Annotated in this window: 15 protein-coding genes; 3 read left to right on the top strand and 12 right to left on the bottom strand. The window is 61.6% G+C overall.

The genetic code is table 11. From position 1 onward, the window contains the following. The first annotated feature begins 29 nt into the window (after positions 1–29). The gene (gene fabB / locus ACQKPE_RS23280) at positions 30–1241 is read left to right on the top strand and encodes a beta-ketoacyl-ACP synthase I (RefSeq protein ID WP_427669045.1); all 1212 of its coding nucleotides are present in this window, start codon (positions 30–32) and stop codon (positions 1239–1241) included. An 83-nt stretch (positions 1242–1324) separates the two neighbouring features. Here fabB and ACQKPE_RS23275 read toward each other — a convergent pair whose 3' ends face one another. Further along, a complete protein-coding gene (locus ACQKPE_RS23275) occupies positions 1325–2329 on the bottom strand; it encodes an amidohydrolase family protein (RefSeq protein ID WP_427669044.1) in 1005 nt (334 codons plus the stop codon). Positions 2330–2442: 113 nt separating this feature from the next. Here ACQKPE_RS23275 and ACQKPE_RS23270 point away from each other — a divergent pair, with 113 nt between their 5' ends. Further along, a complete protein-coding gene (locus ACQKPE_RS23270) occupies positions 2443–3306 on the top strand; it encodes a pirin family protein (RefSeq protein WP_427669043.1) in 864 nt (287 codons plus the stop codon). A 32-nt stretch (positions 3307–3338) separates the two neighbouring features. Here ACQKPE_RS23270 and ACQKPE_RS23265 read toward each other — a convergent pair whose 3' ends face one another. From ACQKPE_RS23265 to ACQKPE_RS23250, 4 genes are all read right to left on the bottom strand, one after another. After that, a complete protein-coding gene (locus tag ACQKPE_RS23265) occupies positions 3339–4064 on the bottom strand; it encodes a dienelactone hydrolase family protein (protein ID WP_427669042.1) in 726 nt (241 codons plus the stop codon). Positions 4065–4137: 73 nt separating this feature from the next. Beyond that, the gene (htpG, locus tag ACQKPE_RS23260) at positions 4138–6045 is read right to left on the bottom strand and encodes a molecular chaperone HtpG (RefSeq protein WP_427669041.1); all 1908 of its coding nucleotides are present in this window, start codon (positions 6043–6045) and stop codon (positions 4138–4140) included. Between the two features lie 111 nt (positions 6046–6156). Beyond that, positions 6157–6615: a PaaI family thioesterase gene (locus ACQKPE_RS23255; RefSeq protein WP_427669040.1), complete on the bottom strand. Its 459-nt coding sequence runs from the start codon at positions 6613–6615 to the stop codon at positions 6157–6159. Further along, the gene (locus ACQKPE_RS23250; RefSeq protein ID WP_427669039.1) at positions 6612–7088 is read right to left on the bottom strand and encodes a PaaI family thioesterase; all 477 of its coding nucleotides are present in this window, start codon (positions 7086–7088) and stop codon (positions 6612–6614) included. Before ACQKPE_RS23250 ends, ACQKPE_RS23255 begins: the two co-directional genes overlap by 4 nt. Positions 7089–7245: 157 nt before the next feature. On the opposite strand from ACQKPE_RS23250, the gene ACQKPE_RS23245 reads away from it, so the two are divergent. After that, positions 7246–7536, top strand: coding sequence for a hypothetical protein (locus tag ACQKPE_RS23245; RefSeq protein ID WP_427669038.1), 291 nt, complete (start codon positions 7246–7248; stop codon positions 7534–7536). Between the two features lie 64 nt (positions 7537–7600). Here the strand turns inward: ACQKPE_RS23245 and ACQKPE_RS23240 are convergent, their stop codons facing one another. The 7 genes from ACQKPE_RS23240 to ACQKPE_RS23210 form a co-directional block, all read right to left on the bottom strand. Further along, a complete protein-coding gene (locus tag ACQKPE_RS23240; RefSeq protein ID WP_427669037.1) occupies positions 7601–8350 on the bottom strand; it encodes a DUF599 domain-containing protein in 750 nt (249 codons plus the stop codon). Positions 8351–8548: 198 nt separating this feature from the next. Further along, positions 8549–9862: a branched-chain amino acid transport system II carrier protein gene (gene brnQ, locus ACQKPE_RS23235; RefSeq protein WP_427669036.1), complete on the bottom strand. Its 1314-nt coding sequence runs from the start codon at positions 9860–9862 to the stop codon at positions 8549–8551. A gap of 346 nt (positions 9863–10208) precedes the next feature. After that, the gene (gene sucD, locus ACQKPE_RS23230; protein WP_016393102.1) at positions 10209–11093 is read right to left on the bottom strand and encodes a succinate--CoA ligase subunit alpha; all 885 of its coding nucleotides are present in this window, start codon (positions 11091–11093) and stop codon (positions 10209–10211) included. Further along, positions 11093–12259 (bottom strand): ADP-forming succinate--CoA ligase subunit beta, encoded by a 1167-nt coding sequence (sucC, locus tag ACQKPE_RS23225; RefSeq protein WP_375100953.1) that lies wholly within the window; start codon positions 12257–12259, stop codon positions 11093–11095. Before sucC ends, sucD begins: the two co-directional genes overlap by 1 nt. Positions 12260–12430: 171 nt before the next feature. Further along, on the bottom strand, positions 12431–13867 hold the full coding sequence (gene lpdA, locus ACQKPE_RS23220; RefSeq protein ID WP_427669035.1) for a dihydrolipoyl dehydrogenase: 1437 nt from the start codon (positions 13865–13867) through the stop codon (positions 12431–12433). 95 nt (positions 13868–13962) lie between these two features. After that, positions 13963–15186 carry a 2-oxoglutarate dehydrogenase complex dihydrolipoyllysine-residue succinyltransferase gene (gene odhB, locus ACQKPE_RS23215; RefSeq protein ID WP_427669034.1) on the bottom strand — a complete coding sequence of 408 codons (1224 nt, stop codon included), beginning with the start codon at positions 15184–15186 and terminating at the stop codon, positions 13963–13965. A 42-nt stretch (positions 15187–15228) separates the two neighbouring features. Next, positions 15229–15586: hypothetical protein (locus ACQKPE_RS23210; RefSeq protein WP_427669033.1), on the bottom strand; the 358-nt coding region annotated here is incomplete at its 5' end.

Here is a 15586-nt window from a genome sequence, read left to right as displayed (position 1 = left end):
GTTGCTGGCGCCAGTGCTGCAACCAGTCGTTGGACAACACTGGTCTGGGCATCGTAACGTGCCTGGGCAATGACAAAGCTACCGTCACCGAAAACCTGCGCAAGAGCCGTCCGGGCATCCGTTACAACCCGGAATACAAGGAAATGGGGCTGCGTAGCCAGGTTTCCGGCTCCATCGACCTCAACCTCGAAGAGCTGATCGACCGCAAGGTCTACCGCTTCGTCGGCCACGCCGCTGCCTACGCCTACCTGGCGATGCAGGATGCGATCAAGGACGCCGGCCTCACCGAAGAACAGGTTTCCAACCCGCGCACCGGTCTGGTAGCAGGCTCCGGCGGCGCATCGACCCTGAACCAGATGGAAGCGCTGGACACCCTGCGCGAGAAAGGCGTCAAGCGCGTCGGCCCGTACCGTGTCACCCGCACCATGGGCAGCACCGTCTCGGCGTGCCTGGCCACTCCGTTCAAGATCAAGGGCATCAACTACTCGATCTCCTCGGCCTGCGCCACCAGTGCACACTGCATCGGCACCGCACTGGAGCAGATCCAGTGGGGCAAGCAGGACATCGTCTTCGCCGGTGGCGGTGAAGAAGAGCACTGGAGCCAGTCGTTCCTGTTCGATGCCATGGGCGCCCTGTCGACCAAGCGTAACGAAACCCCAGAACTGGCTTCGCGCGCCTACGACGCCGACCGTGACGGCTTCGTCATCGCCGGCGGCGGCGGCATGGTGGTGGTCGAGGAGCTGGAACACGCTCTGGCCCGTGGTGCCAAGATCTACGCCGAAATCGTCGGCTACGGCGCCACCTCCGATGGCTACGACATGGTTGCCCCGAGTGGCGAAGGTGCGATCCGCTGCATGCAGCAGGCGCTGAGCACCGTCGATACTCAAATCGACTACCTGAACACCCACGGCACCTCCACCCCGGTCGGCGATGTTGCCGAGATGAAGGGCGTGCGTGAAGTATTCGGCGACAAGGCACCGAAGATCAGCTCGACCAAGAGCCTGTCGGGTCACTCGCTGGGCGCCGCTGGCGTGCACGAGGCGATCTACTGCCTGCTGATGATGGAAAACAACTTCATCGCCGGCTCCGCCAACATCGACGAGCTGGACCCGGCGGTCGCCGACCTGCCGGTACTGCGTCAAACCGAAGAAAACGCCAAGATCGACACGGTCATGAGCAATAGCTTCGGCTTCGGCGGCACCAACGCCACCCTGGTGCTCAAGCGCTGGGAAGGCAAGTAAGCCGTAACGCATGAACGAAAACGCCCCGACTGGTTCGGGGCGTTTTTTTGCCTGTGGCTTTTGTAGTCAGCGCATTGGCAGCATCACTTCCTCCTGGGCAATACCGCCAAGAAATTCTCCAGCGCCACCTTACGCGCCACCGCCTCCGGCAAGGCATCCAGGAACGGGTCGAACCCGTGCATCTGCTCACCTACACTGCCGAACCGCCCCACCACATCAGACCCCAGCATGAACCGGTCCGGGAAGCGCTCGACCAACTTCAGCCACTGCGCCTTCGGTTTGCCCTGCTTATCCAGCAGATAAGGCCGCAGCACGCTCCAAGACAGGTCGATGTACAGGTTCGGGTAGTCCTCCAGCAAGCGCGTCACCACCGGCAAGAGGAATTCCATCTGCGTCTGGTGCCGATGGATCTCCATGCTCGCACCGGCATGGGCCCAGATGAAGCGGGTATGCGGGTGATTACGCAGCGGCTCTTCCAGCTCTGCCAGGTACAGCGGGTTACGCTCACGCTTGGAGGTGATGTTGGAATGCACCAGCACCGGCAGGTCGCGCTCGGCCGCCAGGTGATAGATGCGGGTCATCGCTTCGTTGTTGGCCCGCGGCGTGTCACCGCTGGTCAGCGCCGTGAGGTCGTCGTGCCGGGTGAACACCTCGCCAATGCCCTGCCAAAGCCCAGGGTAGAGCTCCAGCATGCGCTCGATATGGCTGACGGCGTTCTTGTCCACCGGGTTGAAACCCGAGAGGAACGGGTGAAAGCGCCGCCGCTGCTCGGGTGCAAGCTTTTGCACGGCGGCGGCGACATGGATGTCGGTAGCGCTGAACCAGTAGGCATCGGCATCGTCGCCGGCGTAATAGCGCGGACGCTTGGGCTCATCCTCGTGCCATTTCTTCGCCACGGGAATGCCAGAAATCATCGCGTGCTCGACCCCTGCCTTGTCCATGGCTTCGAGCAACGCCGACATGCCTTCGGTTTCCTGGAAGAAGTCGACATAGTGCAGGTGGGCATCGCTGTAGCGGTAGTCACGCGCCTGTGCGGCCTGGCACAGCAGGCCTGAGAGCAACACGCAAGCCAGTATCCTGGCAGTCATGGGCAACCTTCCTTATTCGAATACGAACAGAGTAGACCGGTTGGCCCATCGAGCGGTTCAGCCCCGGACGCCAACCCGTTATGCTGTGGCCACCTACCCATCGGAGTCCGAACATGAGCAGCCCCCTGGTCATACGCCCACGCGCCGAATCGGTCGAGGGCCAGCCGATCCTGCGCCCACTGCCGTCCGCCCAATGCCGCAGCGTTGGCCCCTTCGTGTTCTTCGACCATATGCTGGCGACCGACTACGCCCCGGGCCACGGAATGGATATGCGCCAACACCCGCACATCGGCCTGTCGACCCTGACCTACCTGTTCGAAGGCGAGGTCCTGCACAAGGACAGCCTGGGCTCCAACCAGCACGTGCGGCCCGGCGATGTCAGCTGGATGACCGCCGGCCACGGCATCGCCCATGTCGAGCGCACGCCCGCCGAGGCTGTAGCCAAAGGCTCGCGCCTGCATGGTCTGCAAGTGTGGCTGGCATCGCCAAAGGAGGCCGAACAGATCGACCCGAGCTACAGCCACCACCCGGCCGCCAGCCTGCCGGTCAGCGACAACCTGGGCGTGCGGATCTGCATGATCGCAGGTTCCGGGTTCTGCCTTGAGTCGCCGGTACCGGTGCTCTCCCCTACCCTCTATGCGCACGTGCGCATGCAACCGGCGACCACGCTGATCGTGCCGACCGAGCATGTGCAACGTGCCGTGTACCTGCTCGATGGTCAGCTGGCAGTGGATGGCGATGAGCTCGAGGCGCACAACATGCTTGTGTTGCCCGAGGGCGAGCAGGCGGTGCTGTATGCCGAAAGCGAGTGCGACCTGGTGCTGGTTGGCGGAGCGCCGCTGGATGGGCCCCGGCGGATGAACTGGAACTTCGTCGCCAGCGACCCAGCGCGGATAGACCAGGCGCGGGCGCGTTGGTCGGCAGGAGATTGGCCGGTTGTGCCTGGGGAGTCCGAGCGCATCGAACTGCCCCGCTGAGGTGAAGGGGCTGCTTTGCAGCCCCGGCACTATCAACCCTTGAACACTTCTTCCAGCAGGTTGTGCATCGCCTTGAAGGCGCGCTCGGCGGTGCGCCGGTCGTACTGCATCTTGCCTGGAACATTGGCGTTCGGGTCGGTGAACGAGTGCACCGCGCCGCCATAGCTGAGCAATTGCCAGTCGACCTTGGCGGCGTTCATCTCGTCCTCGAACGCCGGCAGTTGCTCCTTCGGCACCAGCGGGTCGGATGCGCCGTGCAGCACCAGTACCGAGCCTTTGATCTGCTTGGCGTCCTCGGTATTCGGGGTGTCCAGCGTACCGTGGAACGATACGGCGGCCTTCAGGTCGGCACCGGTACGCGCCAACTCCAGCGCGCAGCAGCCGCCGAAGCAGAAGCCAAAGGTCGCGACCTTGCCTGGCGCCAGCAAGGCCTTGGACTGCCCCAACAGTTGCGCCAACGCTTCCTTCATGCGCCTGCGCAGCTCGGCGCGATCGCTCGCCAACGGTGTCATTGCCAAACCCGCCTCAGCGGCATCGGACGGACGTACCGACTGTCCATACAGGTCAGCGATCAACACCACATACCCTTTTTCGGCCACTTCCTTGGCAATGCGCTCAGCCCCCTCGCTGATGCCCATCCAGTTTGGCGCCATCACCAATGCCGGTTGCGGCAGCGCACCTGGCGCATAGACCAAGCGGCTCTCGTAGGTTTTCCCGGACAGGTGATAGACCAGCGACTCGACGGTTACCTTGCTCATTGATCACTCCTTTGGCTTTTCACGGACTACAGAATGAAAAAAGCCCGCCGAAGCGGGCTTTTCATGCATCAACTCAAGCAGACAGTTCGACCAGCAGCTTGTTCAGGCGACGAACGTATGCCGCCGGATCCTTCAGGCTGTCGCCGGCCGCCAGGGCCGCCTGGTCGAACAGAATGTGCGACAGCTCCGCGAAGCGGTCCTCGCTCTGCTCGTTGTCCAGTTTCTCGATCAGCGGGTGGCTGGGGTTGAATTCGAAGATCGGCTTGGAATCCGGCACCTTCTGCCCGCTGGCTTCGAGGATCTGGCGCATCTGCAGGCCGAGGTCCTGTTCACCGATGGCCAGGATCGCCGGCGAGTCGGTCAGGCGGTGCGAAACACGCACCTCGGCAACACTGTCGCCCAGGGCTGTCTTCAGGCGCTCGACCAGGCCTTCTTTCTCTTTCGCCACTTCTTCCTGGGCTTTCTTGTCTTCTTCGGAATCCAGCTTGCCCAGGTCCAGGTCACCACGGGCGACGTCGACGAACTGCTTGCCGTCGAACTCGCTGAGGTAGCTCATCAGCCACTCGTCGATGCGGTCGGTCAGCAGCAGCACTTCGATGCCTTTCTTGCGGAACACTTCCAGGTGCGGGCTGTTCTTGACCTGGGCGTAGGTTTCGCCGGTCAGGTAGTAGACCTTGTCCTGGCCTTCCTGGGCGCGGGCCAGGTAGTCGGCCAGGGCAACGCTCTGCTCGCCGCTGTCGTCCTGGGTGGAGGCGAAGCGCAGCAGGCCGGCGATCTTCTCCTTGTTGGCGAAATCTTCCGCCGGGCCTTCCTTGAGCACCTGGCCGAAGTTCTTCCAGAAGCCCTTGTACTGCTCCGGCTCGTTCTTGGCCAGCTTCTCCAGCATGTCCAGCACGCGCTTGGTCAGTGCCGACTTCATCGAGTCGATGATCGGGTCCTTCTGCAGGATCTCGCGCGAAACGTTCAGCGACAGGTCGTTGGAGTCAACCACACCCTTGATGAAACGCAGGTACAGCGGCAGGAACGACTCGGCCTGGTCCATGATGAACACACGCTGCACGTACAGTTTCAGGCCGCGTGGTGCTTCGCGCTGGTACAGGTCGAACGGCGCGCGGGCCGGCACGTACAGCAGCGAGTTGTATTCGAGCTTGCCTTCGACCTTGTTGTGGCTCCAGGCCAGCGGGTTTTCGAAGTCATGGCCGATGTGCTTGTAGAACTCCTGGTACTCCTCGTCCTTGATCTCGGTACGAGAACGGGTCCACAGGGCGCTGGCGCGGTTGACGGTTTCCCATTCCTGGGCTGGCTTTTCCTCGCCTTCGGCGGCGTCGGCCTGCTCCTGGGGCAGCTGGATCGGCAGCGCGATGTGGTCGGAGTATTTCTTGATGACGTTGCGCAGGCGCCAGCCATCGGCGAACTCCTGCTCGTCCTTCTTCAGGTGCAGGACGATGCGGGTGCCGCGCTGTGGTTTCTCGACAGTGGCAACTTCGAAGTCACCTTCGCCCTTGGACGACCAATGCACGCCTTCGGCAGCCGACAGGCCGGCACGGCGGCTATAGACATCGACCTGGTCGGCGACGATGAACGCCGAGTAGAAGCCGACACCGAACTGGCCGATCAGGTGCGAGTCTTTCTTCTGGTCGCCCGTGAGGTTCTTCATGAAGTCGGCGGTGCCGGACTTGGCGATGGTGCCCAGGTGAGCGATGACGTCGTCACGGCTCATGCCGATGCCGTTGTCTTCGAGGGTGACGGTACCGGCGTCCTTGTCGAAGCTCACGCGGATCTTCAGGTCGGCATCGCCTTCGAGCAGTTCAGGCTTGGCCAGCGCTTCGAAGCGCAGCTTGTCGGAAGCGTCGGAGGCGTTGGAGATCAGCTCGCGCAGGAAGATCTCTTTATTCGAATACAGCGAATGGATCATGAGGTGCAGCAGTTGCTTCACCTCGGTCTGGAAGCCCAGGGTTTCTTTTTGAGTCTCCACACTCATGTTCGTCAAACTCCAATCTGATGGCAGTGGTCGCCAGCGGCCCGGTTGGCCTGCATTACGGCGGCGGATGTCCAGCAGATGGGGGCAGGCCCGAGTATTTCAAGGGCTTTTTTATTTCGAGGGCATCTGCGGCTCGATCTTGAAATGTGCCCGCGCGGTGGCGATAGGCGCCTCGCGGTCACCCTGCCAGGCCGTGATCGCCACGTTGGTCACCCGGCGGCCCTGGCGCCACAGTTGGCATTGGGCATAGGTGTCGCGGTAGTGCCCGGCACGCAGGTAGTCGATGGAAAAATCGATGATCTTCGGAATGCTCGCGCTCTCGCTGAAGATCAACAGGTACAGCGCCGCAGAAAGCTCCATGAAGCCTGCAATCACCCCGCCGTGGATGGCCGGCAGCAATGGGTTGCCGATGTTGTCCTGGTTGGCGGGCAGGCAGAACAGCAGGTCATCGCCCTGGCGTTGGCACTGGATGCCGATCAGCCCGGCATAGGGGATCAACGCCAGCAACGGTGCATAGTCACCCCTGGCATGAGCTTCGTTGAGCTGCTGGCGTACGTCAGCGGGAATCATGCCCTGCCCTCCTTGAGGGCGCCGCCGAAGCGGATGCCGCCCTTGGCCTCCTGGCCCAGGCGCATGAAAGTGCCCACCACTTGGCAGATAGGCTGCTCGGGGTCGTCCTGGTAGGCCGTGCCGCGGGTGAAGATGACGTCGCGGGTGACCCGGTAGCACTGGGCGTGGCCGAAGATCTCCTTGTCAGGCTCGGCCGGGTGCATGTAGTCGATGCGCAGGTCCAGGGTCGGGCACACCTCGAAGCGCGGCAGTACGCAAAGGGTGGCCATGCCACAGGTGGTGTCCATCAAGGTGGTCAAGGCGCCGCCATGTACCGCGCCGGTCTGCGGGTTGCCGACGATGGCTGGCGACCAGGGCAGTACCAGGGTCATGCCATCGGCATCGGCGTGGTGAACACGCATCTTCAACAACTGGCAATGGCGCAGCGCCGAAAGAAAACGCTCGGCCATGGCTACAAGGGCGGTTTCGCTCATGGGTGCATGCTTTCCCTGCTGATATTCACCCACGCACAGGGCGTGGAAAAAGTCTATGTAGATCGGGGCGTTAACTATCTTCAACAAATGTTGAACTTATTCCACCGCCCTGCGTTCGAAGGTTACAAGTAAGTTATTCCACAAGGAGAAACACCCCATGCGTAAACCTTTTGCTTTTGCTCTGATGCTGGCTGCTGCCATGGGCCTGGCTGCTTGCGATAAAGCGAGCGAAGACAAAGCCCAGGACGCACAGCAACACGCCGAGCAAGCCCAGGAAAAGATGGGCGAAGCTCAGGATAAAATGAACGACGCTGCCAAGGAAAACGCCGAAGCCGCCAAAGATCAGGCCGAAGCGCAGCAGAAAGCCGCTGAAGAAGCCGCACCTGCAACGCCAGCACCAGGCACCGCGCCGACTACCCCTGCTCCGACCGAGCCGGCCAAGCAGTAATCGGCAGTTAAGAAAAAACCGGCGAAAGCCGGTTTTTTTGTGCCTGCGATATCGCTAAAACGCTTCAGTTCGATACCGGCGAAGTGTCTTTGGGTGTTTCAACTGGCGCGTTTTCCGTCGGCGTGAATACCATCACCTCCAATACATCGGAATGAAACTCACGTCGATACAGAATCAGCACAACACCGACACTCATCAACATGAACAACCATGGGCTGATAAACCAACTCAGCATGGCCATGCCGAAGTAATAGGCGCGCAAGCCAAAATTGAACTGGTTGGCCGCCAACGACAATACCCGTGCCGCGCGTGACGCGAAGGCCTTGCGCTCCAGCTCGTTCACCAGGCGTTCGCCGATCATCGGCGCCGAGCCGACCAGCACGGCCGCGAAGTTGTACTGGCGCATGCACCAGCTGAAGGTGAAGAAGGCGTAGACGAAGACCATCGCCAGGCACAGCAACTTGATTTCCGAGATGGCCTGAGTCGCCTGCTGCACCCACGGAAGGTCGGCCAGCAGCGACAGCGCCCGGTCGGAAGAACCGAGCACCGTCAGGATACCGGCCAGGATGATCAGCGTGCTGGAGGCGAAGAACGAAGCATTGCGCTCAAGGTTGCCGATCACGCTAGCGTCGGCGATGCGGTTGTCGCGCAGCAGCATGCGGCGCATCCAGTCTTCGCGGTACAGGTGCAGGACACTGGCCAGGCACGCGGTGTCGCGCGCCTTCCAGGTGGCGTAGCGGGTATAGCCGCCCCAGCACAGGGCGAACCAGGCAATCGCCAGCAGGTTGTCGAGGTTGCTTTGAATGAAATCCATGGGGTTTTCCGAGTGGTCCGGGCGCACAGAAAAGGTAGACCGGGTTTCGACGCTTGCACTTCGGAAAAGGCACCATCAGCCGACTATTTATACGCCAAAAAACAAAAAAACCGCATTCTCATCGAATGCGGGTTCCGGGTTTCTCCGGCTCGGGCGCCCTTGGCTTGTGGCCAGCGCCCGAGACGCGGGGTTACCTCATCAGGCCAGCGCTTCGCGCGGCTTGCCGAGCATGCGGTCGCACAGCACGGCAGCGACCAGGGTCAGTACCGATGGCACCAGCCAGGCCATGCCTTCTTCGCTGAATGGCAGGTGCGCCATGAACTCTGGCAGTACGTGGGCGATGCTGCTGCCCTTGATCGCATCGACGATACCGAACAGCAGCGACACCAGCATGACCGGCGCCAGGATACGCGTCGGCGAGTTCCACAGGTCCTTCACGAAGCTCAGGCCCACCACCACGATGCAAGGTGGGTAGATGGCGGTGAGTACCGGGATCGAGAACATGATCAGCTTGGTCAGGCCAAGGTTGGAGATCAGCAGCGAGAAGCCGGCCAGGATCACCACCAGGGCGCGATAGGACAGCGGCAGCACCTGGCTGAAGTACTCGGCGCAGGCGCAGGTCAGGCCAACAGCGGTGACCAGGCAGGCCAGCGCGATCAGCACGGCGAGGAAGCCACTGCCGAGCGAGCCGAAGGTGTGTTGCACATAGGCATGCAGCACTGCCGCGCCGTTGGTAGCCCCCGCGGCAATCTCGTGGCTGCCCGCACCCAGGCGGAACAGGCTGATGTACACCAGGGCCAGGCCCACACCGGCGATCAGGCCAGCGATGATGGCATAACGAGTGATCAGCTTCGGCGACTCGACACCGCGCGAGCGGATGGCGTTGACGATGACGATACCGAAGACCAGCGCGCCCAGGGTGTCCATGGTCAGGTAACCATCGGAGAAGCCTTTGGAGAACGCGGCGGCGGCGTAGGCTGGCTGCGCTTCACCGATGGTCCCGGCAGGCAGCGCGAAGGCGGCAATACCCAGGATGGCCAGGGCGATGATCTTCAGCGGCGCAAGGAAACGGCCGACGGTGTCGAGCAACTTGCCGGGGTACATGGAGACGGCCAGCACCACGATGAAATACACCAGGCTGTAGATAAACAGCGCCAGCGGGCTTTCACCGGTCAGTGGCGCCACGCCCACTTCGAAGGAAACCGTCGCGGTACGCGGGGTGGCGAACAACGGGCCGACCGAGAGGTAGCACACGGCCGCCAGCAGGCCGCCGAAGAACTTGCCGATCGGGCTACTCAGTGCATCCATGCCGCCACCGACCTTGGCCAGGGCGACCACGGTGATCACGGGAAGGCCAACGGCGGTGACCAGAAAGCCCAGTGCCGCCATCCAGACATGGGGCCCGGATTGCAGACCGACGATAGGCGGGAAGATGATGTTGCCGGCGCCGACGAAAAGCGCGAACGTCATAAAGCCAAGTGCCAGGATGTCCTGGCCTTTTAACACTTTCATTTAAAGAAGTACCACACTGCTGAAATCGGGATTCGAGAGGGAATTTCCCAATGGATGAAGGGAAATGCTGCCCGGCTTGGTGAGCCAGACCCGTTTAGCGTGTCGTTCCCTTTTGGGGAGCGGGCACAGAGTGAGCGCGTAGGGTACCCAATTTGCCCGACAAACGCACTGCAATAGGGCAGGTTGTCCGATGTGCGTATAGGTTTGTCGTCTGAGTGACCGAGGCCTTCGAGGATTCTCCCAGAGGGCGCGGAGTTTTCTGTAGGAATTGGATTAAATATTGGCAACTCCGAAACGACAAAGGCCACCCGAAGGTGGCCTCTGTGCGCGTGGGGGGTGCAGCGTATTACTTCTTGGCTTCCCAGCCAGTCAGCTCGGCCAGGGCCTTGCCGATGTCAGCCAGGGAACGCACGGTTTTTACACCAGCGTCCTGCAGGGCAGCGAATTTCTCGTCCGCAGTGCCTTTACCACCGGAGATGATGGCGCCAGCGTGGCCCATACGCTTGCCCGCCGGAGCGGTAACACCCGCGATGTAGGAAACGACTGGCTTGGTGACGTTGGCCTTGATGTAGGCAGCAGCTTCTTCTTCAGCCGAACCGCCGATCTCACCGATCATGACGATCGCTTCGGTCTTCGGGTCTTCCTGGAACAGCTTCAGGATGTCGATGAAGTTGGAGCCCGGAATCGGGTCACCGCCGATGCCGACACAGGTCGACTGGCCGAAGCCGGCGTCGGTGGTCTGCTTCACAGCTTCGTAGGTCAGGGTGCCGGAACGCGAAACGATACCGACCTTGCCTGGCAGGTGGATGTGACCTGGCATGATGCCGATCTTGCACTCGCCCGGAGTGATGACGCCTGGGCAGTTAGGGCCGATCAGGGTCACGCCCAGTTCGTCGCACTTGACCTTGGCATCCAGCATGTCCAGGGTAGGAATGCCTTCGGTGATGCAGACGATCAGCTTGATGCCGCCGAAGGCCGCTTCCAGGATCGAGTCTTTGCAGAACGGAGCCGGAACGTAGATGACCGAAGCGTCGGCGCCGGTGGCTTCAACGGCTTCCTTGACGGTGTTGAACACCGGCAGGCCCAGGTGAGTGGTGCCGCCTTTGCCTGGGGTCACGCCGCCAACCATCTTGGTGCCGTAGGCGATGGCTTGTTCGGAGTGGAAAGTACCCTGCGAGCCGGTGAAGCCCTGGCAGATGACCTTGGTATCTTTATTGATCAGGACGCTCATTACTTGCCCTCCGCAGCTTTGACAACTTGTTGAGCAGCGTCGGTCAGGCTGGTTGCCGCAATGATGTTCAAACCGCTTTCTGCCAGTACTTTAGCGCCCAGTTCGGCGTTGTTGCCTTCGAGGCGAACGACGACCGGTACTTTAACGCCCACTTCTTTCACTGCACCGATGATGCCTTCGGCAATCATGTCGCAGCGAACGATGCCGCCGAAGATGTTGACCAGTACGGCCGCGACATTGCTGTCGGACAGGATGATCTTGAAGGCTTCGGTCACACGCTCTTTGGTAGCGCCACCACCTACGTCGAGGAAGTTGGCTGGCTTGCCGCCGTGCAGGTTGACGATGTCCATGGTACCCATGGCCAGGCCGGCACCGTTGACCATGCAGCCGATGTTGCCTTCCAGGGCAACGTAGTTCAGTTCGAACTTGGCAGCGTGGGCTTCACGGGCGTCGTCCTGCGACGGGTCGTGGAAGGTCTTCAGCTTAGGCTGACGGTACATGGCGTTGGCGTCGATGTTGATCTTGGCATCGAGGCAGTGCAGGTCGCCGTCGGCCTTGATGACCAGCGGGTTGACTTCCAGCAGGGCCAGGTCGTGGTCCTTGAACAGCTTGGCCAGACCAACGAAGATCTTGGCGAACTGTTGAACTTGCTTGCCTTCCAGGCCCAGCTGGAATGCCAGCTCGCGACCCTGGAACGGCTGAGCGCCGACCAGCGGGTCGATGGTAGCCTTGAGGATCTTCTCAGGAGTGTCGTGAGCGACTTTCTCGATGTCCACGCCACCTTCGGTGGAAGCCATGAACACGATGCGGCGGCTCGAACGGTCGACTACAGCGCCCAGGTACAGCTCTTTGGCGATGTCAGTGCAGGATTCGACCAGGATCTTGGAGACTGGCTGACCGTTGGCGTCGGTCTGGTAGGTCACCAGATTCTTGCCCAACCATTGCGCAGCGAACGCCTTGGCGTCTTCTTTGCTGCGAACCAGCTTGACGCCGCCCGCTTTACCGCGACCACCGGCGTGGACCTGGGCTTTTACGACCCACTCCGAACCACCGATCTTTTCGCAGGCTTCTGCGGCTTGCTCAGGGGTATCGACAGCGAAACCCTTGGAAACTGGCAGGCCGTACTCAGCGAACAGCTGTTTACCCTGATACTCGTGAAGATTCATGCTTTTTACCGTCTTCGTTAGGTACTGCGCTTCGGCGCTGCGCCATTACTGGTGCCGCGCCACCTGTGACCGTTGACCCCGGATTTTTCCGGTGGCTCGGTCCGGCGGACGTTCCGCGGTGAGTCTTGCACGCAAGACCCACGACGGGCAGCCCGCCGTGGTTTCTTATAATTAACGCTTCTTACGGTTGGCCACGTGAATGGCGCCGCCATTCACAGCCAGCGCGGCTTCATGCAGCGCTTCGGACAGGGTCGGATGGCTGAAGACCATCATGCCCAGGTCTTCGGCACTGGTGCCGAATTCCATTGCGATCGCGCCCTGCTGCACCAGTTCGGCAGCCGATGGGCCGATCACGTGAACGCCCAGTACGCGGTCGGTCTTGGCGTCGGCGATGACCTTGACGAAACCACCGGTGTCGTTGGCCGCCATCGCACGGCCGCTGGCCGCGAACGGGAAGGTGCCTACGTTAACCTCAACACCTTCGGCCTTCAAGGCTTGTTCGGTCTTGCCGACCCAGGCGATTTCCGGGTGGGTGTAGATGACCGACGGGATCAGGTCGTAGTTCATCTGGGCCTTGTGGCCCTTGATGCGCTCGACGACCATGATGCCCTCTTCCGAGGCCTTGTGCGCCAGCATCATGCCGCGTACCACGTCACCGATGGCGAAGACGCCCGGCACGCTGGTAGCGCAGTGGTCATCGACGAAGATGTAGCCACGCTCGTCGATGTTCACGCCGCTGTCGGCAGCCAGCAGGTCGGTGGTCACTGGGCGACGGCCGACCGCGACGATCAGCTTGTCGAAGACGATCTTCTGCTCGCCTTCGGCGTTGGTGTAGGTGACTTCGACTTCGTCGCCATTGACTTTCGAGCCGGTGACGCGAGCGCCCAGCTTGATGTCCAGGCCTTGCTTGGTCAGGGTCTTCTGGGCTTCTTTCGACACGGCGGTGTCGGCAGCCATCAGGAAGGTGTCCAGGGCTTCGAGGACGGTGACTTCAGCACCCAGGCGAGCCCAGACCGAACCCAGCTCCAGGCCGATGACGCCAGCGCCGATCACGCCCAGACGTTTCGGAACGGTCTGGAATTCCAGGGCGCCGGTGGAGTCGACGATGACGTTCTGGTCGACCGGAGCCGGTGGGATGTCGATTGGACGCGAGCCGGAAGCCAGGATCACGTTCTCGGCTTCGATGACTTCGACCGAGCCATCAGGCTTGGTGACTTCGACTTTCTTGCCAGCCAGCAGCTTGCCGTGGCCTTGGATCGAGGTAACGCCATTGGCCTTGAACAGGGTGGAAACACCGCTGGTCAGGTTCTTGACGATGCCGGCCTTGCGGCCAACCATCGCGGCGACGTCCATCTTCACTTCGCCAGTGGAGATACCGTGGACGTTGAAGCTCTCTTTGGCTTCCTTGTACTTCCAGGAGCTGTCGAGCAGGGCCTTGGAAGGAATGCAACCCACGTTCAGGCAGGTACCGCCCAGGGCCAGCTTGCCCTCGGCGTCGGTGTATTTCTCGATGCAGGCGGTCGAGAGGCCGAGCTGCGCGGCCTTGATTGCGGCTACGTAGCCGCCAGGACCTGCACCAATCACTACCACGTCGAATTTCTGGGTCATAAAAGATTCCTTTTAAGCTTCAAGCGGCAAGCTGCAAGCCGCAAGACCACAGGCTCCGGATCGAAGCCTGTCGCTTGCGGCCTGCAGCCGCGTCATTAGATGTCCAGCAGCAGACGAGCCGGGTCTTCCAGCAGGTTCTTGATGGTCACCAGGAAGGTTACCGCTTCCTTGCCGTCGATCAGGCGGTGATCGTAGGACAGTGCCAGGTACATCATCGGGCGAATGACCACTTGGCCATTGATCGCCATCGGACGCTGGATGATGTTGTGCATGCCCAGGATCGCAGCTTGCGGCGGGTTGACGATCGGGGTCGACATCATCGAGCCGAAGGTACCACCGTTGGTGATGGTGAAGGTACCGCCGGTCATCTCTTCGATGGCCAGCTTGCCGTCACGGGCTTTCTTGCCGAAGGTGGCGATGCCGTTCTCGATTTCCGCCAGGCTCATCGACTCGGCGTTACGCAGTACCGGTACCACCAGGCCACGGTCGCTGGAGACGGCAACGCCGACGTCCGCATAGCCGTGGTAGACGATGTCGTTGGCATCGATCGAGGCGTTGACCGCTGGGTAGCGCTTCAGCGCTTCGGTAGCGGCCTTGACGAAGAACGACATGAAGCCCAGGCGTACGCCGTTGTGGGACTTCTCGAACAGGTCCTTGTACTTCGCACGCAGGGCCATGACTTCGGTCATGTCGACTTCGTTGAAGGTGGTCAGCATGGCCATGGTCGACTGCGCTTCGACCAGACGGTCGGCGATCTTGGCACGCAGGCGGGTCATTGGTACGCGCTTCTCGGTGCGATCGCCTGCCGCGACGACAACTGGAGCAGCGGCAGCAGCAGCTGGCTTGGCAGCCGGGGCAGCGGCCGGAGCCGACTTCTTGTTGGCGACGGCAGCAACGACGTCTTCCTTGGTCACGCGACCGCCTTTGCCGGTGCCGGCAACGCTAGCCAGGTCGATGCCGTTCTCTTCGGCCAGCTTGCGCGCGGCAGGCGCGGCGACCGGGTCGTCTTCGCCAGCGTCGGCAGCAGCAGCGGCTGGAGCGGCAGCAGCCGGGGCGGCGGCAGGTGCAGCGGCAGCAGCGCCGCCTTCAACGATCGAACCCAGGACTTCGTCGGACAGGACAGTGTCGCCCTCGCCCTTGACGATGTCACCCAGCACGCCGTCGGCGGTGGCCAGCACTTCCAGGACGACCTTGTCGGTCTCGATGTCGACGATCAGCTCGTCACGCTTGACGGCTTCGCCCGGCTTCTTGTGCCAGGTGGCAACGGTGCCATCGGCAACCGATTCCGGGAAGGTTGGGGCTTTGATCTCGATAGCCATTATCAGTGTTTCCTTAAATTCGGTTTCAGGTGCGCGAAGGCGTTAAACAGTGAAGGCGTCTTGCAGCAGTTTTTCCTGCTGTTCGGCGTGCTTCGATGCGTAACCACAGGCTGGCGCGGCAGAAGCGTCGCGACCGGCGTATTCCAGGACCAGTGCCTTGTTGTGGCGGCCCAGGATACGGCGCATGTGGTGCTGGCTGCTGTACCAGGCGCCCTGGTTCATCGGCTCTTCCTGGCACCACACCGCATGCTTGAGGTTGGTGTACGGGGCCAGGATTTCGACCAGGTCGTCCTCAGGGAACGGATACAGCATCACCTTCGTCATCAACCCGCGGGAGAGCTTCGACGAGGTCGCCAGCGCCCGCACCGAAAGCGGCCAGCGTATCCGTGCACGCATCCGC

It is taken from the genome of Pseudomonas sp. NPDC089554 (assembly GCF_050280645.1).
Classification (GTDB): domain Bacteria; phylum Pseudomonadota; class Gammaproteobacteria; order Pseudomonadales; family Pseudomonadaceae; genus Aquipseudomonas.
The sequence above is the reverse complement of the archived record's forward strand: the minus strand, read 5'-3'. Positions and strand labels throughout refer to the sequence as shown.

Coding starts and splice junctions, on each gene's coding strand:
- ACQKPE_RS23265 (WP_427669042.1), bottom strand. CDS start 4,064: ATGAGCAAGGTAACCGTCGAGTCGCTGGTCTATCACCTGTCCGGGAAA.
- ACQKPE_RS23255 (WP_427669040.1), bottom strand. CDS start 6,615: ATGATTCCCGCTGACGTACGCCAGCAGCTCAACGAAGCTCATGCCAGG.
- ACQKPE_RS23250 (WP_427669039.1), bottom strand. CDS start 7,088: ATGAGCGAAACCGCCCTTGTAGCCATGGCCGAGCGTTTTCTTTCGGCG.
- lpdA (WP_427669035.1), bottom strand. CDS start 13,867: ATGACCCAGAAATTCGACGTGGTAGTGATTGGTGCAGGTCCTGGCGGC.
- sucC (WP_375100953.1), bottom strand. CDS start 12,259: ATGAATCTTCACGAGTATCAGGGTAAACAGCTGTTCGCTGAGTACGGC.
- ACQKPE_RS23240 (WP_427669037.1), bottom strand. CDS start 8,350: ATGGATTTCATTCAAAGCAACCTCGACAACCTGCTGGCGATTGCCTGG.
- sucD (WP_016393102.1), bottom strand. CDS start 11,093: ATGAGCGTCCTGATCAATAAAGATACCAAGGTCATCTGCCAGGGCTTC.
- ACQKPE_RS23275 (WP_427669044.1), bottom strand. CDS start 2,329: ATGACTGCCAGGATACTGGCTTGCGTGTTGCTCTCAGGCCTGCTGTGC.
- ACQKPE_RS23245 (WP_427669038.1), top strand. CDS start 7,246: ATGCGTAAACCTTTTGCTTTTGCTCTGATGCTGGCTGCTGCCATGGGC.
- htpG (WP_427669041.1), bottom strand. CDS start 6,045: ATGAGTGTGGAGACTCAAAAAGAAACCCTGGGCTTCCAGACCGAGGTG.
- ACQKPE_RS23270 (WP_427669043.1), top strand. CDS start 2,443: ATGAGCAGCCCCCTGGTCATACGCCCACGCGCCGAATCGGTCGAGGGC.
- brnQ (WP_427669036.1), bottom strand. CDS start 9,862: ATGAAAGTGTTAAAAGGCCAGGACATCCTGGCACTTGGCTTTATGACG.
- odhB (WP_427669034.1), bottom strand. CDS start 15,186: ATGGCTATCGAGATCAAAGCCCCAACCTTCCCGGAATCGGTTGCCGAT.